The 25017-nt window shown below is 30.9% G+C and carries 22 protein-coding genes and 1 tRNA gene; 4 read left to right on the top strand and 19 right to left on the bottom strand.

The window, feature by feature from the left end; all coding sequences use genetic code 11:
* Positions 1-38 precede the first annotated feature (38 nt).
* Positions 39-115: transfer RNA gene (locus ACOTU8_RS01690), tRNA-Arg, on the top strand.
* Here the strand turns inward: ACOTU8_RS01690 and ACOTU8_RS01685 are convergent.
* From ACOTU8_RS01685 to lepA, 19 genes are all read right to left on the bottom strand, one after another.
* A complete protein-coding gene (locus ACOTU8_RS01685) occupies positions 116-565 on the bottom strand; it encodes a hypothetical protein (protein ID WP_422341664.1) in 450 nt (149 codons plus the stop codon).
* A gap of 15 nt (positions 566-580) precedes the next feature.
* Complete coding sequence (ccsA, locus tag ACOTU8_RS01680) at positions 581-3826, bottom strand: cytochrome c biogenesis protein CcsA (RefSeq protein ID WP_422341512.1); 3246 nt, start codon at positions 3824-3826, stop codon at positions 581-583.
* Between the two features lie 18 nt (positions 3827-3844).
* Positions 3845-4540: an ABC transporter ATP-binding protein gene (gene livF / locus ACOTU8_RS01675; protein ID WP_002852965.1), complete on the bottom strand. Its 696-nt coding sequence runs from the start codon at positions 4538-4540 to the stop codon at positions 3845-3847.
* A complete protein-coding gene (gene livG / locus ACOTU8_RS01670; RefSeq protein WP_422341511.1) occupies positions 4527-5297 on the bottom strand; it encodes an ABC transporter ATP-binding protein in 771 nt (256 codons plus the stop codon). The genes livF and livG overlap by 14 nt, the downstream gene beginning before the upstream one ends.
* The gene (gene livM / locus ACOTU8_RS01665; RefSeq protein WP_422341510.1) at positions 5294-6346 is read right to left on the bottom strand and encodes a branched-chain amino acid ABC transporter permease; all 1053 of its coding nucleotides are present in this window, start codon (positions 6344-6346) and stop codon (positions 5294-5296) included. The genes livG and livM overlap by 4 nt, the downstream gene beginning before the upstream one ends.
* Positions 6346-7242 (bottom strand): branched-chain amino acid ABC transporter permease, encoded by an 897-nt coding sequence (livH, locus tag ACOTU8_RS01660; protein WP_422341509.1) that lies wholly within the window; start codon positions 7240-7242, stop codon positions 6346-6348. Before livH ends, livM begins: the two co-directional genes overlap by 1 nt.
* 18 nt (positions 7243-7260) lie before the next feature.
* Entirely contained in the window at positions 7261-8370 is a 1110-nt protein-coding gene (livK, locus tag ACOTU8_RS01655; RefSeq protein WP_422341508.1) for an ABC transporter substrate-binding protein, read from the bottom strand.
* Positions 8371-8391: 21 nt separating this feature from the next.
* Complete coding sequence (gene livJ, locus ACOTU8_RS01650) at positions 8392-9507, bottom strand: ABC transporter substrate-binding protein (protein WP_422341507.1); 1116 nt, start codon at positions 9505-9507, stop codon at positions 8392-8394.
* Positions 9508-9537: 30 nt separating this feature from the next.
* Positions 9538-9972 carry a c-type cytochrome gene (locus tag ACOTU8_RS01645; protein WP_002936574.1) on the bottom strand — a complete coding sequence of 145 codons (435 nt, stop codon included), beginning with the start codon at positions 9970-9972 and terminating at the stop codon, positions 9538-9540.
* A gap of 8 nt (positions 9973-9980) precedes the next feature.
* The gene (locus tag ACOTU8_RS01640; protein WP_422341506.1) at positions 9981-10172 is read right to left on the bottom strand and encodes a mini-MOMP protein; all 192 of its coding nucleotides are present in this window, start codon (positions 10170-10172) and stop codon (positions 9981-9983) included.
* A 51-nt stretch (positions 10173-10223) separates the two neighbouring features.
* The gene (locus tag ACOTU8_RS01635; RefSeq protein ID WP_002852919.1) at positions 10224-10730 is read right to left on the bottom strand and encodes a YqhA family protein; all 507 of its coding nucleotides are present in this window, start codon (positions 10728-10730) and stop codon (positions 10224-10226) included.
* A gap of 8 nt (positions 10731-10738) precedes the next feature.
* Complete coding sequence (gene asd / locus ACOTU8_RS01630) at positions 10739-11770, bottom strand: aspartate-semialdehyde dehydrogenase (protein ID WP_422341505.1); 1032 nt, start codon at positions 11768-11770, stop codon at positions 10739-10741.
* Positions 11770-13071, bottom strand: a complete 1302-nt coding sequence (flgR, locus tag ACOTU8_RS01625) for a sigma-54-dependent transcriptional regulator (RefSeq protein ID WP_422341504.1) — start codon at positions 13069-13071, stop codon at positions 11770-11772. Before flgR ends, asd begins: the two co-directional genes overlap by 1 nt.
* Positions 13072-13127: 56 nt before the next feature.
* The gene (flgQ, locus tag ACOTU8_RS01620; RefSeq protein WP_422341503.1) at positions 13128-13577 is read right to left on the bottom strand and encodes a flagellar assembly protein FlgQ; all 450 of its coding nucleotides are present in this window, start codon (positions 13575-13577) and stop codon (positions 13128-13130) included.
* The gene (flgP, locus tag ACOTU8_RS01615) at positions 13553-14068 is read right to left on the bottom strand and encodes a flagellar assembly lipoprotein FlgP (RefSeq protein WP_422341502.1); all 516 of its coding nucleotides are present in this window, start codon (positions 14066-14068) and stop codon (positions 13553-13555) included. The genes flgQ and flgP overlap by 25 nt, the downstream gene beginning before the upstream one ends.
* Positions 14069-14134: 66 nt before the next feature.
* Positions 14135-16723 carry a DNA topoisomerase (ATP-hydrolyzing) subunit A gene (gene gyrA / locus ACOTU8_RS01610; RefSeq protein WP_422341501.1) on the bottom strand — a complete coding sequence of 863 codons (2589 nt, stop codon included), beginning with the start codon at positions 16721-16723 and terminating at the stop codon, positions 14135-14137.
* A gap of 40 nt (positions 16724-16763) precedes the next feature.
* On the bottom strand, positions 16764-17339 hold the full coding sequence (locus tag ACOTU8_RS01605; RefSeq protein WP_422341500.1) for a ComF family protein: 576 nt from the start codon (positions 17337-17339) through the stop codon (positions 16764-16766).
* On the bottom strand, positions 17336-17980 hold the full coding sequence (gene mapA / locus ACOTU8_RS01600; RefSeq protein WP_422341499.1) for an outer membrane lipoprotein MapA: 645 nt from the start codon (positions 17978-17980) through the stop codon (positions 17336-17338). The genes ACOTU8_RS01605 and mapA overlap by 4 nt, the downstream gene beginning before the upstream one ends.
* Positions 17981-18057: 77 nt before the next feature.
* Positions 18058-19854 carry a translation elongation factor 4 gene (gene lepA / locus ACOTU8_RS01595; protein ID WP_422341498.1) on the bottom strand — a complete coding sequence of 599 codons (1797 nt, stop codon included), beginning with the start codon at positions 19852-19854 and terminating at the stop codon, positions 18058-18060.
* Positions 19855-19979: 125 nt separating this feature from the next.
* Between lepA and cmeD the strand changes: the two genes are divergently transcribed.
* The 3 genes from cmeD to cmeF are packed head-to-tail and all read left to right on the top strand — an operon-like array spanning position 19980 to position 25011.
* The gene (gene cmeD / locus ACOTU8_RS01590; protein WP_422341497.1) at positions 19980-21254 is read left to right on the top strand and encodes a multidrug efflux RND transporter outer membrane subunit CmeD; all 1275 of its coding nucleotides are present in this window, start codon (positions 19980-19982) and stop codon (positions 21252-21254) included.
* Positions 21251-21991: a multidrug efflux RND transporter periplasmic adaptor subunit CmeE gene (cmeE, locus tag ACOTU8_RS01585; RefSeq protein ID WP_422341496.1), complete on the top strand. Its 741-nt coding sequence runs from the start codon at positions 21251-21253 to the stop codon at positions 21989-21991. Before cmeD ends, cmeE begins: the two co-directional genes overlap by 4 nt.
* 2 nt (positions 21992-21993) lie before the next feature.
* A complete protein-coding gene (gene cmeF / locus ACOTU8_RS01580) occupies positions 21994-25011 on the top strand; it encodes a multidrug efflux RND transporter permease subunit CmeF (RefSeq protein WP_422341495.1) in 3018 nt (1005 codons plus the stop codon).
* Positions 25012-25017 lie beyond the last annotated feature (6 nt).

Raw genomic sequence — 25017 nt, 5'->3', positions numbered from 1 at the left:
ATTTTAAGAATATTTATATATAATTTTAACTTATTTTTGCGCTCATAGCTCAGCTGGATAGAGCATTTGATTGCGGTTCAAAAGGCCAGAGGTTCGAATCCTCTTGAGCGCACCATTATTTATCTTCTTTAATTTTTCTTTTAGCTAATCCCATATGCTCATAAGCATCAATCTCTTTTTTGTAGGATCCAGAAATTTTCTTAAGTTCTTTATTTAAGTAACTTACTGTTTGTGCACTTGCATTAATATTTGCAGCCAAAGCAGAAACAAATTCTAGTTTCTTTTTTGTTGCTTCATCTAATTCTTTAGAAGTTTTTGAACCAAGTTTATGTGTCTGCACATAAAGTTTGGCAAGTTCTTTTAATTCAATATCTGTTAGCTTAACATCGGAAGCAGCAATTATCATTTTATCTAAGTCTGTATCAAATTTTTTAGTCTTTTCGCCTATATGCTGCTTTTGGCTAGTTTTTTGCTTTTTAATTGGTTTTTTGCCATCGCTTGTAATAAGATAAGCAACCATGCCTAAAAACAATAAAAGCGCTAAAGCAGCACAAAAAATAACCAAAAAAATATGGCCCATTTAAAGTTTGCCCACAAAATTTCGCTTCCTTCTTGCAAAAAGAGCTAAAACTACCATCAACGCAAATCCCCAATAAACATAATTAGGAATTTGAGCCGCTTCGCCTGCGGCGTAAGAATGAAGTCCTGTTAAAAAGTAATTTACTCCAAAATAAGTCATAATAATAACCCAATAAGCAAACATACTCCATAAAGCAAACACAAATTGATTACAATATTTTGGAATCATTCTAAGATGCAAAATTGCCGCATAAACCAAAATACTAACCAAAGCCCAAGTTTCCTTAGAATCCCAACTCCAATACCTTCCCCAACTTTCATTTGCCCAAATTGCACCTAAAAAATTTCCTACAGTAAGTAAACAAAGTCCAAAAATCATTGCCATTTCATTAATTCTTGTAGCCTCTGTAATATTTCTCAAAATATTAAGATTATATTTTCCATCTTTCTTAAGAAAACACATTAAGAACAATGTAAAGATACCAAGCAAGGTGCAAAGTCCTAAAAATCCATAACTAGCAGTAATAACAGATACATGAATACTAAGCCAATAAGAATTAAGCACAGGAACAAGATTTGTAATTTGCGGATTCATTTCGCTTAAATGTGCAACCATTAATACAACACCGGATAAAATAGAAGTCAATGACAAGGCTATAGGACTTTTTCTAGAGAAAAATATACCCGACAAAGACAATGCCCAAGCTATATATACCATACTTTCATAGCCATTACTCCATGGAGCATGACCTGATAAATAAGCACGAAGTCCAAGACCTATTGTATGAACTACAAAAGCTAAAATATTTAAAACATATATTGCTTTAAATATAAAAGAAATTTTTAAATTCGGCACAATCATTTTAGAAAAAACAAGAATCAAAAGTAAAAAACCTGCAATCAAATATATAGGAGCAAGTTTAACGAAAATTTCAGCCTTATTGGAAAAAATTTCCATTTCAATCTTGGTTTTACTAGGCATAACTTTATATCCTATTTTTTCTTGATATTCTTTGATAAATTTCAAGCCTTCATCAGCTCTAGTCCAATTACCATCTTTAAAAGCATTTTCCACGGCACTAAAATAATTCTGTATTAAAGCCAAAACAATATGCCCTTCATCTCCCTTAAGAGTAGTTACAGCAGAAAAAGGTGCAAGCCAAACATTATTTGGATTATTTTGAACAGGAATAAATTTAAATAATTCACCACTAAAAACTAAATTTACAACATTGGCTCTTTCATCTAGTTTTATAATCTCTTTGTCAAAAACTCCTCTTGCATTTGGGTTTTTACGATTTGCATTTTCAACATATTTTTGAAGTTTATAGCGGTTATTCTCATCAAAAAAATCTTTATAAGAAATATATTTAGCACTAGGAATTTCTAAAATATTTGCAATGGCATCACGAACTGCTTGATTTTGTGGCATTAAAATAAAAGACTCCTTTTGCCATTTATCTACATCAACGAGCATGGAAAGCATAACAGCATTAGAATTTTGACCCTTATAGCTATCACTTTGATGAATTTTTTCTAAAATTTCTCTTGATAGCGTATCAAAAGGCACCATTCTTCCATCTGCTGATTTTTGAACTATTAAAGTAGCAAGAGCTTTAGCATGATTAGTATTTACCACAGGCAAGGTCGAATTTAAATCTTGAGCAAAAGTCTTTTCAGAACTAAAAGATAGCAATAAAATAAAAATAATCACACTTGTATGTTTTAAAGTGTCTTTATTAATCAATCTTGCCAAAGTTCTAAATCTAGAATGTGGATTTAAAAAATTCAAAAACATTCCAAGACAAAGCAAAAAATAACCTATATAAGTTGGTATTTTGCCTGGATCTTTATTTACAGATAAAACAGTCCCTTTTTCATCTTGATCATAAGAACTTTGATAAAATCTATAGCCATCATAATCTAAAACATTATTCATAAAAATTCTATAATCAAAATTTTCATTATTATTTTTTACGGTAATTTCACTTGCATAAGAAGCTGGAGACATAGAACCTGGATAACGATCTAATATAAAATCTCTTAAATAAATATCAAAAGGCAATTGTTCATAAGAAAGCGCCCAAGAAATAAAGAATTTTTGACCTGCAAGTTCTATCATAATAGGTTTATTATATTCAAAAATATAAAATTCTTTACTTTCATTTTTATAGCTTAATTCTAATTTTAAAGCATTGGAGCCAGTTAATTCTAAGTTTTTATTCTCATTGCTTAAAGCAAAATCTTTAAAATGCAATAATAAAGAATTTTTCCAATTTTGAGGCTCACCAAAAGTAGAAATCAACATAGTTCTACCCACTTCTAACCAAGCAGATTTAAACCATAACCAAAAACTTTCATCTTGAGGTCTATTGGAACCTTCTAAAGCTTCTTGCACGTGCAAAGAAGCAGCTTTAACTACAAAACTAATATCATTAATTTCATAAAGCCTTCTTTCCTTAGCATTTGCCTTTTCTCCAATTTTAAGCTCTAAATTTTGTCCATCTAGCATACTTAGAAAATGTAAGTTTTCACTTGAACTTAAAGTTAAATTTTCATCAATTTTTACAAAAGGTGCTTTAACATTATCATTCATAAAAGCAAAGTTAACCCCTTCTATATTCTTAACTTCACCTTTTTCAAATTTAACATCAACACCTTGAGATCCTTTTTGAGAAAGCATCAAAACCAATAAAGGACCAGAATTATTATTTTCTTTATAAGTATAACGAGCATTTAAGATTAAATCTTTATATTTTAATACAGCTTGATCATCACCTAAATTAAGTTTTAGTTTAAAAGAATTAGCAAAAGGCAAATTTCCTATATAACGATCATTAACCGCGCTATAGCGTTCTCCATCTTTTATAGCAGAAATACGCAAAGAAGTCTTAGAACTTTCTATAAGTGAATTTTGAGTATGCTCTCTAATAGCCAAAATACCTTCAAACCCAGCATATCTTGTCATTGCAGAACCCACTAAAATAAATAAAAAAGAAATATGAAAAATCATTAAAGGTAATTTTTTAAGTCCAAACATTTTATAACGAAACATCCCGCATAGTAAATTAATACCAAGCAAAAGTTGTATATATTCAAACCAAAAAGTATCATAAACCATTGCCCAAGCCGTAGGAGTTCCATAGGCACTTTCAATAAAAGTTGCCAAAGCACAAAAAAGCGCAAAAAGCAAAAACAATACAACCGAAACTCTTAAATCCCCTATGCTTTTTATTATATTTTTCATTCTTTTTCCTTTAAAATTTTAAAGCCCTAAATATTTCTTTCTAATCTCATCATCACCTATTAAATTTTTAGCCTCGTTTTCCATTACAATGCGACCATTTTCCAAAACATAAGCATAATCACTTATTTTTAATGCAGAATAAGCATTTTGCTCTACCAAAAGAATAGTTATACCCTCTTCTTTTAAACGCACAATAATATCAAAAACTTCACCCACAATCTTTGGAGCAAGTCCCAAAGAAGGCTCATCCAACATCAAAAGTTTTGGTTCACTCATTAAAGCCCTTGAAATCGCAAGCATTTGTGCTTCCCCTCCACTCAATGTTCCAGCTAAAGCATGCTTTTTACTTGCAAGTCTTGGAAAAAGTTTATACATTTGCTCTCTTAAATGCTCATAATTTTCAGCATTATTAAAAGCGCCTATTTTTAAATTTTCCTCTACGCTTAAATTAATAAAAACACGCCTTCCTTCAGGAACTAAAGCTATGCCTTTTTGAACTAAAGTATGAGTTAAATGCCTTTTAGTATCATAACCTAAGAAATTAACCTCACCAGTTCTTTTAACTGAGTTTAAAAGCGCATTTAAAGTTGAAGTTTTACCTGCTCCATTTGAACCTATAAGAGAAACAATATGACCTGTTTCCACTTTAAAATCAATTCCTTTAACAGCTTCAATTAATCCATAATAAACATGTAAATCTTTAACTATTAGCATCAAAATCCCCTAAATACGCAGCAATTACTTCTTTATGATTTACAGCATCGCAAAGCTTACCTTCAAAAATTGTTTTTCCATAATCAAGCACCAATACGCGATCACACAATTTATTTACAAATTTCATATCATGCTCTATAAGCAAAACACTAATTTTATAATTTTTTCGTAATTTAAAAATGAGCTCAGCAAGTTCATCGCTCTCAGAGTTATTCATCCCAGCGGCTGGCTCATCAAGCAATAATAATCTTGGCTGAGTAGCCATTGCTCTTGCAATCTCAACTTTTCTTTGTTGTCCATAACTCAAGCTAGTAGCCTTTTCATGAGCAAATTCTGCAATACCAAGTTCTTCTAATATTGCATAAGCTTTCTCTTTAAATACTTGTTCTATTTTTCCAAAACGCCCTAAATGCAAAAAGGCTTCAAAAATATTATATTTCATTTGTTTATTAAAACCAATAAGAACATTTTCAAGCACATTCATGCTTGAAAAAAGTCTAATATTTTGAAATGTTCTAGCTATTCCTAAATGCACAATTTTATGAGGTTTTAAGTGATCAATCCTTTCTCCTAGAAATTCAACCGAACCTGAACTAGGTTTATAGTTACCTGTTATAATATTAAAAAGAGTTGTTTTACCAGCTCCATTAGGTCCAATTAAAGCAAAAATTTCACCCTCATTGATTTTAAAAGAAGTTTCATTAATAGCCTTAACACTACCAAAACTTTTTGAAATTTGTTTTAATTCCAAAATCATTTTTCACTCCTTTTAAAACGCTTTTTAATCCCTCTAATCACATCACTCAACTCGTAATAACCCATTATACCTTTTCTTGCAAAAAGCATTACTAAAATCAGAACAATAGAAAAAACAACCATTCTAAGCCCTGGTGTTGATTGGATGTCAAGATTTAAAGAATCTATTTTTATATTTAACTCATCTAAAAATCTAAGCCACTCGCTTCCACCAATAACCAATATCGCGCCTATAATAGCACCTGTAGTAGAACCAAGTCCACCCAAAACAATAATAATCAAAAGCTGAAAAGTAAGTAAAAAATCAAATTGAGTTGGAGATACGGTAGTTAACAGACAAGCTAAAAGTCCGCCACCTACACCTTCTAAAAATGCTGAAGTGCTAAAAGCTAAAGTTTTTATCCAAAAAGTATTTATTCCCATAGCGCTTGCAGCATCTTCATCATCTCTTATAGCTTTCATTGCACGGCCATATTTAGAATAAACTATATTTAAAATTAAAATAACTGCTACAATAGCAATACCACCTGTCCAATAGATCGTGGAAAATTGTGGAATATCTACCAGTCCTCTTGATCCATTAGTAATAGAAGGAAAATTAATAGCAGCTATTTTAATAATTATCCCAAAGCCTAAAGTTACAATAGCTAAATAATCTCCTCTCACGCGAAATACAGCAAAAGCTAAAATCAGGGCAAGCAAAGATGAACAAATTCCAGCTACAATTAAAGCTAGAATAAAAGAATTTGAATGGATGGCTAAAATAAAAGAACTAGGACCATCTAAAAAAAACTGTTCATTTTTTGCATCAGCACTTAAAAGAACTAAAGCAGCCGCATAAGCTCCAATTGCAACAAATCCATTGGGTTCTAGTGAAAATTGTCCAGTTACACCATTAATAAGGTTGTAACTCACAGCCAAAATAATAAAAATAGCAATTTGATTAACAATGTTTAATCCATAGTCCCCAAAAATATAAGGAGAAATAAAAATAAAAATAATTGAAGCAATTAAAAAGATTAAATGTGAAACCTTAATTTTAACCATCATCAAAACCTACTCTTTTCAAAATTTATACCTAAAATTCCCGTAGGCCTAAATAACAATATAAACACCAAAAAAATAAAAGCAAATGCATCTTTAAAGCCTGATAAATCTGGGAAAAAAGCCACAACAACAACTTCAGTAAATCCTATAATAAGCCCACCCAAAACTGCACCTACTACAGAACCTATACCTCCTAAAACTGCAGCAGCAAAAGCTTTTAAACCTATTAAAGTTCCCATAGTAGGTTCAACAGAGTAATAATTTGCAGCCCAAAAAATACCCCCAACTGCTGCCAAAGCTGAGCCTAGAGCAAAAACTATAGCAATAATACGATTTGCATCTATACCCATTAAATTTACTGTTTGTATATCAAATGCCAAAGCACGAATAGCTATGCCATATTTGCTTTTATACAAAATCCATAACACTGCTATTAAAATAACAAATGTAAGAGCAGGAACCATTAAAGAACCATAGGTTGTTATCACTCCACCAAAATTAACACTTTCCTCAAAATAACTTGGCGGTGTAAAAGTTCTAGGTGTTGAAGTAAAAAGCATATTAAAAAGATTTTGCAAGAAAAAGCTAATACCAATTGCTGTAATTAACAATGAAATTCTAGGAGCCTGTCTTAAAGGTTTATAGGCGATTTTATCTGTAGCTATTCCAACACAGGCAGCAAAAATCATTGCTAAAGACAAAGCTCCTAGAAAAGGAACATTCAGATTAGTCATGCAAAAAAGAGCTGCATAAGCACCAACCATCATAATATCGCCGTGAGCAAAATTAATAAGTCTTAACACACCATAAACCATAGTATAGCCAACAGCAATAAGGGCATACATACTGCCCAAACTAAGTCCATTAACAAGTTGTTGTAAAAATAAAGTAGAATCCATAATCTTTCTATTTTTCCTTTAAGGATTGATAATATCTTTATAATTTTGCTTTTGATTTTTAATTTCTTTAACCACTACAGAACGGGTTGCATTTCCCATTTGATCAATGCTGATAACACCAGAAACACCTTGATAATTTTTAGTTTGGTGAATTTTTTCATTGACACACTTACTAGTAAGATTATCAACACAAGCATTCATAGCATTTAGCATTACAAAATACGCATCAGCACCCATAGCTGAAAAATTTGGAACTTCTTTTGTTCCTTTAGCTTTTTCATAAACGCTGATAAATTCTTTGCTTAATTTTGTAGTTGGATTATTAGCATCAAAACTATCTGTGAAAATATAATCCTCACTTGCATCTCCAGCCAAACTAATAAAAGTTTGATCGGCAACTCCATCTGCAGAACCCATAGGAATATTTAAACCTGCGAGTTTTGATTGTCTTGCAAATAAAGAAGCTTCGCCATAATAAAGCGGTAAAAAAATAAACTCTGGATTTAAACTTTTAACTTGAGCTACAATAGCTCTAAAATCTTTATCGCCTGAATTAACTCTAAAAATTCTAAGAATTTGGCCACCATTAGACTTATACTGTTTTTCAAAAGCTTTTGCTAAACCTAAGGAATAGTCAGTGCTTTGATCTACGACAATAACAGCACTTTTATAATTAAGTTTTGAAAAAACATATTTTGCTAAAGATGAACCTTGAAAACTATCCATAAAACATACTCGAGAAGAATACATTTTTTTATCAAGTAATCTATCACCAGTTGCAGCAGGAGCAATCAATGGAATTTTATTATCTTCTGCTACGCGCATAACTTGCAATGTATTAGCAGTAACCATTTCTCCTATAAGGCCTATAACTTTATCTTGAGAAACTAAACGATTTGCTCCACTTGAAGATTCTAATTTATCACCCTTAGTATCAATAATAGCAAGAGAAACCTTATCTCCATTACTTAAAGTTGATTGCATTGAATTTGCAAGTTTAATCCCTTCTAGTGCACTTTGTCCATATGCTGCAGTAGCTCCGCTAAGCGGTAAAACAACTCCTATTTTGACTTCTGAAGCACTTAAACTTAAACTTAGAATACTTGCTAAAATTAAACTTTTTTTCATTCTCTACCTTTATTTTAGTAATTATGGATTTATAATTGTTTTATAATTTTGTTTTTGATTTTGAATTTCTTTAATCACAACAGAACGAATGGCATTACCGCTTTCATCTATGCTAATCACACCACCAACAGCTTGAAAATCTTTAGTTTGATGAATTTTGTTATTAATACATTCACTGCTAAGATTATCAACACAAGCATTCATAGCATTTAACATTACAAAATACGCATCAGCACCCATAGCCGAAAACGCTGGAAGTTCTTTTGTTCCTTTAACTTTCTCATAAGCCGCAACAAAATCTCTTCCTAATTGTGTAGATGGATTGTTATAATCAAAACTATCAGTGAAAATTACTCCATTGACAGCACTTCCGCCAAGATCTATAAAAGTTTGATTATTAACACCATCTCCTGCTGCTAAAAGTTTATCAAAACCAATTTGTCTTGCTTGTCTCGCAATTAACGCAGCTTCAGGATGATAAATAGGCATATAAACAAAATCAGGATTTAAACTCTTAAGTTGAGAAACCACAGCTCTAAAATCTTTATCTCCTGAATTAATAACAAGTTTTTTTATAATCTTTCCACCATTATTCTTAAAAGAATTTTCAAAGGCTCTTGCCAAACCTAAAGAATAAACATTGCTTTGATCTATGATGATAACAGCATTTTTAAGTCCTAAATCCTTAGATACATAAGTAGCAAATTTATCTCCTTGAAAACTATCTTTAAAACAAACTCTACTTGCATATTTCTTTTTATCTAGTAATTTATCTCCAGATGCCACCGGAGCTATTAGAGGAATTTTTTTCTCTTCTGCTATAGAAATAGCTTGAATAGTATTTGGAGTTGTAGCTTCACCAATAATCCCAAGGACTTTATCTGTTGCTATTAAACGATTAACTCCGTTTGAAGTTTCAAGCTTATCTCCTTTTGTATCTATTGTGATAAGTTTAATAATATCTCCATTTGAAAGTTTTGGCTGTAGCTTATTAGCCAGTTCAATTCCGTTAAAAACATCTTGCCCATAAGCTGCCACAGTTCCAGTTAAAGGTAAAACTACTCCTATATTAATATCCTTAGCATATAAGCAATTTACCATAGTTAAAACACTTAAAGTTAAAGTTAGTTTTTTCATAGTATTCCTTTTAATTATAGTTTTTACATTTTATTTTAAAAATATATTATGTTTTGTTTTTTGCGCAGGTTCTTCTTCAAGAAGGTCTTTTACTTGCAAATCAAGCGCAAAATTTCCACCTTTAATATAAGCAATAATATTATCTATATCCTCATGGCTTAAATTTCTAGCATAAAAAGCCATTTGAGAAGCTGTTGTAGAACTGCTACTATCAAGAGTATAACCTATCAAAGCTCCTTTAATATCCTCAGGAGACATATCTTTTAAAATTCTAGATCCTATAACACTCTTTTCAGCATTATCTCCATGACAAGTATTGCATTTATTTTGAAAATACAAAGCCTTCGCTTTTTCCATATCATATTGTTTATTCGCATCAAAGGTATAAGTAAAAAATGATTTCAAGTTAATACCAAAAAGCGCAACAACAAATATTGAACTAATAAACAACCAGCGTACAATCATGATTTTCCTTATTTTATTGTAATTTCCGTTTGTATTTTATTTTGATATTTATGTGTTTTTTTGTTGTATTTTTTTTCTTTTTTAATATCATAGCGATAACGAACAGTCCCCGAAACTTCTATATCTTTAAAGACTTCATCTAACGAAGCTGCAAAAACAAAATGATTTAAAATTATACCAATTAAAAATATTTTTTTCATTTTTATTCTTTAAACACAAAAAACGATTATATCAAAAAAAGATAATCCTTGTTAATGACCACCTTTATGCAAAAAATAAAGTCCTACACAAAGAGCTAAAATCGATCCAGCAAGAAAAGCCATATCCACAGGAGTAGCAAATTTCATTTGCAAAACCCTTTGGAAGAAATTTACCACTAAGACCATAATGATAACTTTTGCAAGCTTGTCTTTTAATTGATCTAAGCTATGCACCTCTAAAACCTTGCTTTGTTTTGTTTGTTTAAATTCTTCTATTTCACTAATGAAAAGTTCATAGACTCCAAAAGAAAAAATAAACAAAACTAAAGCCATAAGATAAAGATCAACAGCTCCTATAATTAAAGCCACCACATCCTCATGCAAATCCACATTAGAACCTGCATCAAAAAAATAATTATAAGTATAAAATATAACCTTTAAAACATCATAACTTGCAATAAAAAACAATACAAAAGCTCCAATTAAACCAAAAATTACGGGTAAAATTGTAACAATACGACTTCTAACAAGCAAAGATTCAAATATTTTCTCTAACATTTTTTTCCTTATTTATTTTTTAATTCTAACCATTTTTGCGCAATACGCACAGCATTTGTTGCGGCACCTACGCGAATTTGATCTGCTACACACCAAAGATGAAGTATTTTTTTATCATATACATCAGCACGAATTCTTCCTACATAAGTTTCATTAGTATCACTAGTCATTAAAGGCATAGGGTATTTTTTATTTTTAGGATCATCTATGACAACAACGCTTGGTGCTTTTTCTAAAATTTCTTTAGCTTTTTTTACATCTATTTCTTTTTCAAAATGCATAGTAATGGCTTCGCTATGACTTCTTAAAACAGGCACTCTTACACAAGTTGCTGAAACTTCTAAATTTTTATGTAAAATTTTTTGAGTTTCATTAACCATTTTAAGTTCTTCTTTAGTGTAATCATTATCCATAAAAACATCAATTTGTGGAATAAGATTAAGTGCCAAAGTATAAGGAAAAGTTTGAGATTTAAACTCATCAAGTTTAAAAGCAAAAAAACTTTGCATGGCTTCAACCAATTCTTGCATTCCTTCTTTTCCTGCTCCACTTGCAGCCTGATAGGTACTTACATCAACACGTTTTAAACTAAATACATCATTTAAAGGTTTTAAAACTTGCACCATTTGTATGGTAGAACAATTAGGATTTGCAATAATTCCTGTTTTTTTCCAATCTTTAATATCCTCAGGATTGCATTCAGGAACCACCAAAGGAACATCTTTTTCCATTCTAAAATGACTTGTATTATCAATAACAACAGCACCAGATTCTACTGCAAATTTAGTATATTTTTCACTCACACTTCCACCTGCGCTAAAAAAAGCAATATCAATAGGATTTTCTTTAAATACATTTTCAGTAAGTTCTTTGACTTTATAAGCTTTACCTTTAAATTCTACTTCACTACCTACACTTTTTGCACTTGCTAAAGGTAAAATACTTTCTACTGGAAAATTAAATTCATCTAAAACATTTAAAAGCTCTTCTCCAACCGCACCAGTAGCACCCACAATGGCTATTTTTTGTTTTTTTGACATTACCTATCCTTTATTTGATATTTTTTAATTTTTTCATTCAAAATTTTTATATCCATACCTAAAATTTGAGAAGCTTGTTCCTTGTCATAATCTACACTTAAAAGAACTTCACAAATCAATTCCTTTTCTAAATTCTTTACATCTTTTTTTATACTTCTAGCTTCTAAGAACAAATCTTCGCTTGAAATTTCATCATTTTCACTTAAAATACAAGCTCTTTGCACGACGGATATTAATTCTCTAATATTACCAGGAAAATCATATTCAAGTAAAGCATTTTTAGCTTCTTGGCTGAGCTGTTTTTCCTTAAAATCATATTCTTTACAAGTATCTTCTAAAACCTTTTGAGCTATACCTAAAATTTCTTCTTTACGCTCTCTTAAAGGCGGAATATTAATAGGAACAGTGTTTAAACGATAATATAAATCTGAACGAAATTCGCCATTTTTTATTTTTTCATCTAAATTTGCATTAGTTGCACTAATAATTCTTACATCTATTTTGATACTTTTTGTACTTCCAAGTCGCGTAATTTCTTTTTCTTGCAAAGCTCTTAAAAGTTTAGCTTGAATTTCATAAGGCATTTCGCCAATTTCATCTAAAAACAAAGTGCCCTCATTGGCCATTTCAAAAAGCCCTATTTTAGTTGCATTAGCATCAGTAAAAGCACCTTTTTCAAAACCAAAAAGCTCACTTTCAATCAAATTTGCAGGAATGGCTGCCATATTAATAGCAACAAAAGGCTTATTAGAGCGTTTAGAATGAGTGTGAATATAACGAGAAAATACCTCTTTTCCTACTCCACTCTCTCCAAAAAACATTACAGAGGCATCAGTTTTAGCCGCTTTTTGACTTAAATTTAATGTTTTTTCTAAATTAGGAGAAGTTGAAAAAAAATCTTTATTTTCTTCCTTTTTTTCATTTTTTTTGCTTTTTTTATCGGCTGTTTTTTCTCTTATGATTTTAGCACGCTTAATAGCCTCGACTAAAGTATCAACATCAAAAGGCTTGGTTAGGAAATCTTTTACTCCCAAACGAACCGCTTCTATAGCACGATTTAGTGTAGCATTTCCTGTCATAATAATAAAATCATATTTATTTTCACAGGCTTTAACAAATTCTATGCCATCAATTCCTGGCATATTAATATCTGTAATAATCAAATCTGTATTCTCATCTATTTTTTTTAAAGCTTCAGTGGCAGATTTATAAGATTTAATATTAAATTCTTCATACTCTGCTAATGCAATTTCTAAGGATTTGCGCATATTAATATCATCTTCTACTATGACTAAATTCATCCTAAGCCTTTTAAAAAATTTCTGCTATAGTATCCAATTTGCGCTTAATTTTGAATTTACTTTTTTTTAAGATAATAAATTATCGCATTTTGTTCGCCAAATTCCACGGTAAAACGCAAGGGTAAAATTTTGACATAAGTTTCACTTTGGGCATGTAAAAGGTCAGTATTTACAATATCCTTAACACTGATTCTAGCTCCTATAAAGCAATCGCTTAGCTCATCTTTATGAGAATTTAAAAAATTAAATTTAGTTGTTTTTGGCATATTATCATCAATCAACCCTAAAGAAGTCCGAGGTAAAACTTTTAAATCTTGATCGCTATAAGAAATTTCACATACCCATTGTTCTTCAGTATTTTCGCTTTGCGTCATTGCTAAGGATAAATTTTGATTTTGATGAAAGAGAATAAAATTTTTACTAGAAAGCTCTGCCCAAAAAATGAATTCATCTTGGGCAAAAAGCTTAAAGCTAAGAAAGATTAATAAGCAAACAATTCTTTCCACTTGTCTGCATCGATTTTAAGTTCTAAGTTTACTCTATAAAGCCCTTGATTAAAATTCTCATCAATGATACTTGCATTCTTAATCAAACCATTTACTTGCGCAGTAATAGTTGAACTTCTAAGCATTGCATCTTTTACAGTATCCTTACCATTCACTTTCACACCATAAAGCTTACTTGCAAGTTGTCTGTAAGCATCTGTAATCGCTGCTCTTTTTGCTAAAGCTAGAGCTTGAGCAGTAGAAACTGTATTCATTGGAGCAATCCCTTCGCCAACTGCTGTAAAACTGAGTTCCGTTTCGCTAGCATCTGGAGCTAACATTTTCTCTTCTCTGATAATATCACGCACATCATCTTTATCGACTTTTTGCACGATAACATCTTGAGATGGAGGAGTACTATTTGCACTTGAATTTTTGGTTGCACTGTTTGCACTTGGTACACAACCAGCAAAAAATCCTGCTATTACTAGCATAAAATAAATTTTTTTCATTTTTACACCTTCAAAATATTGTAATTAGTAAAATAAAAAGCAATAAGCGTTCCAACTTTAAACTTATTACAAATCTAAACCAAAGTTTTCATCGCTTAACTCATCCTCGTCATTTTCCTCTTTAGGACACTTAGCGATGCTAACCACCTCGTCATTTTCCACATTAACTACAATGACACCACTCGTATTGCGCCCTGCTTTTCTAATGCTTTGCATATCAACACGTATCATCTTGCCTGAACTTGTAAGAGCCATCAAATCCATAGTTTCATCTACTATAACTACGCTAATAAGATCTTTGGTTTTTTCTGTAAGTTTCATACAAATTACACCCTTACCACCTCTACTTTGCAATCTATATTCTCCAGCATTGGTACGCTTTCCTATACCTTTTGCACTTATGCTTAAAATTTCTTGATCATCATTTTCTATAACAACTGCACCTACTAATTCGTCATTTTTCTCTTTAAACTTAATAGCCGTCACTCCACGACTTACACGACCGATTTCACGCACTTTAGCAAGCGGAAATTTGATACACATACCTTTTTTGGTTACTGCAAAGAGCATTTTACCTTGTGTGCTTACACTTTCTTCATTTTCAAGATTTTCATCATCTAAATTTTCAATTTCTTGATTTTCTAATTTTTCTTCACCACTACTGTCAAAAATTTCATCTTCATCTCTTTGAACAATAATAGCAGTTACCAATTCATCATTTTCATCTAAGTTGATCGCTCTAACTCCTACACTTCTAATATTTTGATATTCACTTAAATTTGTACGTTTTATTATACCATTTTTAGTAAAGAAACATAAGGATTTGCTCTCATCAAAATCCGTAGTTGGAATAATAGCCATGATTTTTTCTTCAGCTTGTAAATTGATAAGATTTACCACTGCTTTTCCTTTAGCCGTTCTTGAGCCTTCAGGAATTTTATAAACTTTAAGCCAATAAAGCTGTCCACGATCTGTTACAAACATAAGCGTGTCATGTGTATTTGCCGTAAAGAAACTTTCTATAAAATCATCATCATAAGTCGTAACGGCTAATTTTCCTTTTCCGCCTCGTTTTTGCTTTTCATATTGTTTACTAGGTACACGCTTAATATAACCACGATGCGTAATAGTTACAACCATATTTTCATTAGGAATCAAATCTTCAATATCAATATCATCATAATCATCTTCAATTTGAGTAATACGTGGCACATCAAATTTACTTCTAATTTCTTTTAATTCATCGCGAATTAAATTTTCAAGCAAAGTTTCACTTTTTAAAATTTCTTCAAGTCTTGCAATTTCTTTCATTAATTCTGCAAGTTCATTTTCGATTTTTTCTCTTTCAAGTCCTGTTAAACGACCAAGTTTCATATCTAAAATAGCATTGGCTTGAAGCTCACTAAGACCAAATTTAGCTACTAAAGAATCTCTTGCGGTATTATTATCAGAACTATTTTTAATTAAAGCAATCACTTCATCTATGTTATCAAGTGCAATTTTAAGACCTTCTAAAATATGAGCTCTTGCTCTTGCCTTTTGAAGTTCAAAAATCGTTCTTCTAATAATAACTGTTTTTCTATGGGTTAAAAAAAGATTTAAAAGTTCTAACAAAGAGAAAATTTTAGGTTCTTTATTGTGAATTGCCAACATAATCACACCAAAAGTACTTTCCATAGTGGTAGATTTAAATAGATTATTTAAAACAATTTCACTCATAGCCTCACGTTTAAGCTCTATAACAACACGGATTCCTTCTTTATTACTCTCATCTCTTACTTCAGATATTCCTTCAATTTGCTTTTCTTTAACAAGCTCTGCAATCTGCTCTATAAGCCTAGCTTTATTGGTTTGATAAGGAAGCTCATCTATAACAATAACATCTTTATTTGTCTTTTTTTCAATATGAGTTTTAGCGCGCACTTTCACGCGACCACGCCCTGTGCGATAAGCTTCTATAATACCTTTTTTACCATAAATTATTCCACCTGTTGGAAAATCTGGACCTTTGATAAACTGCATAATCTCTTCTAAGCTTGCATCTTTATTATCAAGCAAATATAAAAGTCCATCTATCAGCTCATTTAAACTATGAGGTGGGATATTTGTCGCCATACCTACAGCTATACCGCTTGAACCATTTAATAATAAATTTGGAACCCTAGAAGGTAAAACATCAGGTTCACTTTCTGAACCATCATAATTTGGAACAAAATCAACCGTATCTTTATCTATATCTTTTAAAAGCTCATGAGAAAGTTTACTCATTTTTGCTTCAGTATAACGCATCGCAGCAGCGCTATCGCCATCTATAGATCCAAAGTTACCTTGCCCTGTAATACTTGGATATCTCATAGAAAAATCTTGTGCCATTCTAACCAAAGCATCATAAACTGCTGTATCTCCATGTGGGTGATAACGACCTATCACAGCACCTACTATACGGGCTGATTTGACAAAATCTGTTCTACTTTTTGCCTCATCATTTTGCATAGCATATAAAATTCTTCTATGAACAGGCTTTAAACCATCTCTTGCGTCAGGCAAAGCACGACCTATAATAACACTCATAGAATAGTCTAAATAACTACTTTTTATAGAATTTTCTATATCTATAAGTTCAATATCAGAATCTTTGCTAAAAATATTCTCCATAAAAATCCTTCTATTAGTTCAAAGTCTTGATTATAGCATATTAAACTTTTGCATCAGCTAAAACAAGAGCAAAAAGTACAGAAATTTTATTTTCTTCTAAAACTTTTTTAGCTTCCAAAAGGCTAGAACCAGTCGTTATTATATCATCTACTAAAATTACAGGTTCGTGAATGGTTTTTAAGAGTTTGTAATTTCTTTTATGTTTTTGACGAAATTCTAAACTTTTTCCAGAATATTTAATATGATTTTGTGCTTTTAAAACATTAAAAACAGGTTTTACAAATTTTGTTTTAAGATATCTAGCTAAAATAGCAGAATGCGAATAAAGCATATTTTCAACTCGATCATCTAAAGCTATAACATTAATTGTCATTCTTGGATCAAAAAAATCTTTAAATTTTGCGAAACTTAATTTAGCAAGCATTTTATAAACGAAATAACCATAAAAATAATGTTTAGAGTGAAGCAAGTGTTGTATTTCATGATATTTATAAAAAGAATAGACTTTGAAATTATTATCAAGTTTTCTTACATTTAAGAAAAATTCAGAAAGCTCTAGCTCACATAAATCACAAAAGCAGAGCAGAGCAAAAGCTCCGCAATTTATACACCTCAAAGTTCAGAGATTAAACTAGCTGCTTTATTTGCCATTTGTTTTATTAACAAATGAGTATAAAAAGTTGTTTCTTTTAGATCATCAAAACCTTGTACATCTTGCTTGGTACGGATTGTAAATTTCTTATTTTTGTTTATATCGCTAACTTGTAAAACTCCTACTAGTTTTGAATGTAATCCTATAGCATCTTGAGTTGCTCCATAAGATATAAATTCTAAATCAATTTTACTTATATAAGGTGAATTTTGATCATTGTTATCAAGCACAACTATTCCTCTAGCTTTAAGTTCTTGTTTTAAATAGGCATAAAATACCACATTAAAATTCACATCAACAAATAACTTTTTCCCTTTAGCATTTAAAACTTTTTGCCCTTCTTTTAAATCATAAAATCTATGCAAATAAACCTTTTTTAAAGCAATACCAGTGTCTAAAGTGCGTTTATTGGCGCAACATTGAATTCCAACATCGCTAATGTATAAAAGCCCTTTAATCTTTGCTTCAAAACCATCAGGGCTTTCACAAGAACTGCATTGAGAATTTTTAGAAATTTGATTAACTTGAGCAAAAGTATCTTGTTTAGTTGCACAAGCACTCAAAAATAAAATAGGCACTATAAAAATCAAAAATTTTTTAAACATTTTTTCTCCTTAGAAAATTATTTTAAAATTGTATTAAAAATACAAGCAAATTTCAAGCCAAATTTTAAAACCAAGCATCAATCTATTTTCAATACGCTTAAAAAAGCTTCTTGAGGTAAATTTACCTTACCTATAGCTTTCATTCTTTTTTTACCTTCTTTTTGCTTTTCTAAAAGCTTTCTTTTTCTAGTAATATCCCCGCCATAACATTTTGCTGTCACATTTTTACCCATGGATTTAACGGTTTCTCTTGCGATGATTTTATTTCCTATACTTGCTTGAATTGCTACTTCAAAAAGCTGTCTAGGAACTATTTCTTTCATAGCACTAACAAGTTCTCTTCCTTTACTTTGTGCTTTTTCATTAGGCACAATAATGCTTAAAGCATCAACATTCTCACTCGCTACCTTAATATCAAGTTTTACCAAATCCCCTACTCTAAATTCTATAGGTTCATAATCAAAACTCGCATAACCTTTTGTTAAGGACTTTAATTTATCATAAAAATCCATCACAATCTCATTTAAAGGTACATCATATTCTAGCAAAACACGCTCAGGTGTGATATAGTCCATTTTAACCTGTACTCCTCTTTTGCGATTTAAAAGAGTGATTAAATTCCCTAAAAATTCGCTTGGAGTAATGATAGTGGCTTTAACATAAGGCTCTTTTATATGATCGATTTTATTAACAGGAGGAAGTTCGCTAGGATTTTGAATTTTAACAAGTTCTCCATCAGTTTGATAAATTTCATAAGTCACAGTTGGAGCTGTAGCAATCAAATCAAGATTAAATTCTCTCTCAAGCCTTTCTTTGATAACTTCCATGTGTAAAAGCCCTAAAAACCCTACCCTAAAGCCAAAGCCTAAAGCCAAAGAAGTTTCAGGTTCATAAGTAATAGAACTATCGTTAAGTTTTAACTTATCCAAAGCATCTCTTAAATCTTCAAATTTATCCGTTTCTATAGGATAAAGTCCTGCAAACACAAAGGCTTTAGCCTTTTCAAAACCGCCTATGGCTTCTTTGGCTTTATTTTTTACCAAAGTGATGGTATCGCCTACTTGTACATCACCTACGGTTTTAAGCCCTAAAACCACCACGCCTACTTCACCTGATTGTAAAGATTGAGTTTTAATTGGACTTAAAGGATGAGGATAAAAAAGATCTTGAACTATATGTTTTTTATCTGTACTCATGACTAAAACTTCATCATTTTTAGCAATACTTCCTTCATAAATCCTAACTAAAGCCAAAGCACCCAAATAATTATCAAACCAAGAATCATAAATTAAAGCCTTAGTAGGAGCTTCATCATCTGTTTTTGGTGCAGGGATTTTAGTGATAATTGTTTCTATAAGCTCTTTTATGCCCACTCCTGTTTTTGCGCTCACGCAAATTGCATCTTTGCAATCTATACCTATAATATGCTCGATTTCATGTTTTACTTTTTCAACATCAGCATTAGGTAAATCAATTTTATTAATTACAGGAATGATTTCAAGATTATTTTCAAGCGCTATATAAACATTAGCTATAGTCTGTGCTTCAACACCTTGAGAAGCATCTACTACAAGCAAAGCCCCTTCACAACTTGCCAAAGAACGACTCACTTCATAAGAAAAATCCACATGGCCAGGAGTATCAATAAGATTTAAAACAAAATTTTCATTATTAAATTTATAATTTAAACGCACTGATTGTGCTTTTATGGTGATACCACGCTCTTTTTCTATATCCATAGTATCCATAACTTGTGAACTCATTTGCCTATCGCTAATAGCACCACACTCGCTAATAATCCTATCTGCAAGAGTAGATTTTCCATGATCTATATGAGCTATAATAGAAAAATTTCTAATATTTTTTACCGACAAAATTTCATCCTAAATATAAAATTTTAAAGCTAGGATTTTAACAAAATTTATGTTTAAAACAAATAAATTTTATTTTATATAAAAAACTTCAATTGAAATTTATATAAAGCATATTAAAATATCGAATGTTTGAAAAATATTTAAAATCAGCTATATTTTTAGCTCTTTATCCCTTAGCAATGTTAGCTTCTAATTTGCACGAATTTATAGTGCTAAGTCAAAATAATGAATCCTATCTCATTAAGCAAATGCAAAACAAACAAGCAAATTTGGACAAAGAACAAGCTTTTAGAAATTACCTACCCTCTCTTAGTCTAAACTCAGCTTATGTAGCCAACAATAAAGATCGCTTCATTATCGATCCACAAGAAAGTTTATTTGCTAGAGTCTCTCTTAATTTTTTACTTTTTGATGGAGGTGCTAGAGAAGCCAACTTAAGAGCTTTAGAAAGCAGAGAAAAATTAAGCCTTTTAGACAAAGAACAAAATAAAAATTACCTTGCCCTAAATGCAATCACACTTTATTTTAACACCTTAAGTCTTGAAAAAATTTTACTAGCCAATCAACAAAAAATAGCTTTTTTAAAATCAACTTTTGAAAGATTGCAAAAATTTTACGATGCAGGACTTAGTCCTAAAGATGAACTTGAAAGCATTAAAGCTAAATACCATTTAAGCTTATTAGAGCTCAGTCAAAATGAATTAAAGCTTGCTAATATACAAAAAGAAATTAAAATTTTAAGTGATACAGATTTTAAAGTGCAAGGGAATGCTTTTTTAGAAAATCCGCAACAAGAAAAAAATAAAAACTATGAAGTAATGATAGCTAAAGAACAAATCAATCTTGCTAAAGAAAGAGTAAATTTAGCAAAAGCTGAATATTTTCCAAAAATTTATATTCAAGATAATTTTAACTTTTATAAAAACAATTATAATCCAAAGGTTCCAGCTCCTTTTGTAAACTTAGCAGATCAATTCTTAGAAAAATATTCTCAAGGTAATCAGTTTATTTTAGGTATGGAATGGAAAATTTTTGATTTTAACACAAGGGCTAAAGAAGTTGAAAAAGAGCGTTTAAACGTTCAAATAGCCAATGCAAACACAAGATTTAGTGAGAGAAAAAATAAAGAAGAATTAAATTATTTAGACAAAAGTTTAAAAGTTTTACAAGAACAAATTTCAGCTCTTAATCTTAGCTTAAATGCTGCAAATTTGGCTTTTGAAAGTGTAGATAAAAAATACCAAGCAGGACTTGTTTCTTATGTGGAATATCTTCAAGCTTTAGAGGCCAAATTTAAAGCACAAAGTGATTTAGAGCTTGCTAAAAATGAATTTGAAATTACTAAAGCAAATTATTATTTTAATGCGGGTATAGATCTTAATTCAAAGGTTAAAGAATGAAAAAAATTCTATTTTTACTTCTTGCTTTTAATTGCGCCTTTGGCGAAGAAATTTATGCAAGCTTCAATGTAGAAGCATCAAAACAAAGCAAACTTGCCCTTGAAAGCATAGGTTTAGTTCAAAAAATTCCTGTAGAAATTGGGCAAAAAGTCAACAAAGGAGAACTTTTACTTGCTCTTGATCAAGAAAGTGAAAAAATAGCTCTTCAAAATGCCCAAAATTCTTATCAACTTGCTCTTATAGAATACGAAAATACCAAAAGCAAAATGCAAAAAATTAAAGCCGTAGAAAATGTTATAGACAAACAAAGCTATGAAGATATGAAAGCTAAATTTGAAGCAGCCAACTTAAATTTAATCAAAGCAAAAATCAATATAGCTTATTATAAAAATATCATGGCAAAAAAAGAATTGCACGCACCTTATGATGCTATTATCGCAAACAAATTTGTACAAGTGGGTGAAGGAGTAGGAGGAGTAGCTCAACCTTTAATAGAAATTTTTTCCTATCCACAAAGCAAACTGATTTTAAGCTTTGATGAAAAATACAAAGATAAAGTTAAACTAGGTGATGATTTCTTTTATAAAATCGATCAAAATGGTACAGAATTTAAAGGAAAAATCAGCCTTATTTATCCAAGTATAGAAGTAAAAACAAGAAAAATTTATGCTGAAGTGCAAAGTACAAATCTAACACCGGGACTTTTTGGCGAAGGTAGGATCATCACTAAAGATTAAAAATGTTTAAACTAGCTATAAACCGACCTATTACCGTGCTAATGTTTTTCTTGGCTCTTATGATTTTTGGGCTAATCTCTGCTTTTAGTATGAGTGTAAATTTATTTCCTAATGTTTCCATACCTCTTATAAAAATCACAAGCAAGGTAAATGGGGATTTAAATTTCGTAGAATCAAAAGTCACCAAAGAAATAGAAAATGCTCTAAGTGAAATCGATGGAGTAAAGACTATAACCTCAACTGCATATGATAATTTTAGCGTGAGTGTAGTCGAGTTTAAACTGGGCAAAAATCTTGAAGTAGCTGCCAATGATGTGCGTGATAAAATAGGAACTTTAAGCCTACCTTCTAAGCCCGAAATTGAAAAAATCAGTTCAGATTCTGGTTCTGCTATTTCGCTTTTTTTATATTCTAAAGATAAATTACAACTCATGCGTGAAATCGATGATAAAATAAAACCTTTTTTGCAAAGAGTTGAAGGAGTAGGTAAAATCGAAGCTAAAGGGTTTTTAGAACCCCAAATTCGCATAGAATTAAAACCAAACGAACTTAGGAAATACAATCTTAACGCTCTTGATGTAGCAAATATTATCAAAAGTCAAAATTTCAAACAAGCCCTAGGCGAACTTAACAACAATCAAGATAATTATATCATCAAAGGCTATTTTGAAGCCATAAATTTAGAAGAACTTAGTAATCTTCGCATAAAAGCAGGAGTATTTTTAAGCGATATTGCTAATATTTCAAGCCTTTATGAAGATGAAAAACAAAGTGCTTTATACGAAGGTAAAGAAGGGGTGCTTTTAGAACTCGGAAAAATCACAAATTATAATACCCTTAAAATGATTAAAAATATCAAAAATGCCTTGCCTATTTTAGAAAAACAAATTCCAAAAGACATAAGCATTAATGTACTTTACGATAAAAGCTTAAATATCCACAAGCACCTTTCTCAAGTGATTTTTGATATGGTTTTGGGGATTTTTCTAACCCTTGTTATCGTGTTTTTATTTTTAAGAAATTTAAGTGCAACTCTCATTGCTTGCATAGCTATACCTACTTCCATCATTTCAACTTTTTTTATTATTGATCTTTTAGGCTACGATTTAAACCGCTTAACTTTCATAGCTTTAACCTTAAGCATAGGAATTTTTATCGATGATGCTATAGTAGTGATTGAAAATATTGCTAAAAAACTAAAAACTTACCCGCCTTTACAAGCTGCTTTTTTAGGTATCAATGAAATAGGTTTTAGTGTTTTAAGTATCAGTATAGTTTTACTTTGTGTTTTTATCCCTATTTCTTATATGAACTCTATACCAGGGCTTTTTTTCAATGCCTTAGGCATAAGCGTTGCAAGTGGGATAGTTATAAGCTTTTTGGTTTCTGTATTTTTGATACCTAGTGTTGGGGCAAGATTTTTAAATCCAAAAGAAAGCAAGTTTTATGAAAAAACAGAAGCTTTTTTTGAAAAAATAGAGCAAAAGTACGAAAATTTACTTTATAAAATTTTACAAAATAAAGCAAAATTTATCCTAGCTACCCTTGTTTTTGTAGGACTTTCTTTTGCTTTAGCTACTCGTATAGGACTTGATTTTTTACCTATGGAAGATGATAGCGAAATTCAAGTTTTGCTTGAAAGCAAAAAGGATTTAAGTTTAGAAGCCATGAAAGAAAAAAGTTTAAATTTGCTTGAAAAAATCAAAAATGATAGCAATGTCAAATATGCTTTTTTACTTGTAGGCTATGATGATGCCAAAGATGCTACAAAGGCTAAAATTTATGTTAAACTTAAAAATTTAGACGAAAGAAATTTAAGACAAAGTGCCATAGTAAGCCTGTATCGTCAAAAATTTCAAGATGAAAGTTTAAAAATCAAGATTTTAGAACTTCCAAAGATAGAGGGTGCGGGTATTGATGATCCAGTGCAATTTTTAATCTTAGGAGATGATTTAAACACACTAAAAGAAGCTGCTTCTCGGACAAAAGAAATTTTAGGCACTAATGCACGCATTGTAGATATAAGTGATAATGCTAATGCTACAAAAGATGAAGTAGCCTTACACATTAACAAAGAAAAAGCCAAACTTTTAGATGTTAATCCTGAATATATCGCTAGGGTTTTAGGGTATTCTTTTTCGCAACTTAGTGTAGGAAGTATGGATAGAGGCAATTCAAAAGATGATATTATCCTAAGTTTTGCTCCGCAATTTAAAAAAGACATAGAAGCTTTAAAACGCATTAGTATTAAAAACAATCAAGGTGTAAATTTAGAACTTTCAAGCGTGGTGGATTTTATATACAGCAAAAATTTAAAAACCATCAATCGTTACAATAAAAACCGCTCTGTGAAAATCACAGCTGGAGTGAATGATCTTTCCTTAGGAGCGGTGCAAAAACTTTTACTAGATAATATGGATAAAATTTTAAATAACAATACAAATCTTAGCTATGCTTTTTCAGGCTTTATCAATCTTTTAGGTGAAACCGTGCAAGGTTTTGCTATGGCAGTAGTGCTTGCTTTTGTTTTAATTTATCTTGTTTTAGCTGCACTTTATGAAAGTTTTATTCTGCCTTTAATCATCATGATAACCATGCCTTTAGCCTTTGGCGGAGCTTCTATAGGGCTTTTTATCACAGGGCATAATTTTTCGCTTTTTGTACTTATTGCCATCATCTTACTTTTTGGTATGGTAGGGAAAAATGCTATTTTACTCGTAGATGTAGCTAATAAAAAATGCCATGAAGGTTTAGATCCTGATAAAGCTCTTTTAATCGCTGGAAAGTTACGCTTTAGAGCAATACTAATGACAACTTTTGCTATGATTTTTGCTATGCTCCCGCTTGCTGTTTCAAGGGGTGCGGGCTATGAAGCCAATTCTCCTATGGCAATAGCCATTATCTTTGGACTTATAAGTTCGACTATGCTTACCTTACTCGTAGTACCTGCACTTTTTAAATTTTGTTTTAAACTAGATAGTAAATTAAGAAAAATTTATGAGAGAGAAAAATTAAATTAACCAAAA

It is taken from the genome of Campylobacter jejuni (assembly GCF_049221745.1).
In the GTDB taxonomy this organism is placed as follows: Bacteria; Campylobacterota; Campylobacteria; order Campylobacterales; family Campylobacteraceae; genus Campylobacter_D; species Campylobacter_D jejuni_E.
Note: the sequence above shows the minus strand (reverse complement) of the source record. Positions and strands in the feature narration are given on the sequence as shown.